Here is a 498-nt window from a genome sequence, read left to right on the forward strand (position 1 = left end):
GTCGAAGGTGTAAGTGCAGCAATGTATTTAGCTTATCGATACTAATAGGTCGAGGACTTGACCAATATTTATTTGATGTTCATTAATTAAAATATATATGCAGTTTTTAGAGTGTTAACTCTATGTAAAGTACTAACTTCAATTAATGGAAGATATTTAATAAAAAACTATTATTATTTAGTACTTTAAAAGTATTGACATTTAAAAATAAAGATGTTAATATAATATTTGTCTTATAAATAGGCAATATGTGGTTATAATAGCAAAGAGGATACACCTGTTCCCATTCCGAACACAGAAGTTAAGCTCTTTAGCGCTAATGGTACTTGGTGGGAAACTGCCTGGGAGAGTAGGACATAGCCACGTAAATGTTCCAAGGTAGCTCAACGGTGGAGCAACCGGCTGTTAACCGGTAGGCTGTGGGTTCGAGCCCCACCCTTGGAGCCAAAAAAAGCCGAAGTGGCGGAACTGGCAGACGCACAGGACTTAAAATCCTGC

Annotated in this window: 1 tRNA gene and 1 rRNA gene; both read left to right on the forward strand. The window is 37.3% G+C overall.

The annotated features are described in order from the left end of the window. The first annotated feature begins 249 nt into the window (after nucleotides 1-249). Nucleotides 250-366 (forward strand): 5S ribosomal RNA (rrf, locus tag KGF45_RS19665). Nucleotides 367-372: 6 nt separating this feature from the next. After that, a tRNA-Asn gene (locus KGF45_RS19670) sits at nucleotides 373-447 on the forward strand. The last annotated feature ends 51 nt before the right edge of the window (nucleotides 448-498 follow it).

Origin of the sequence: Clostridioides sp. ZZV14-6154 (assembly GCF_020657785.1) — a bacterium.
Classification (GTDB): Bacteria; Bacillota; Clostridia; order Peptostreptococcales; family Peptostreptococcaceae; genus Clostridioides.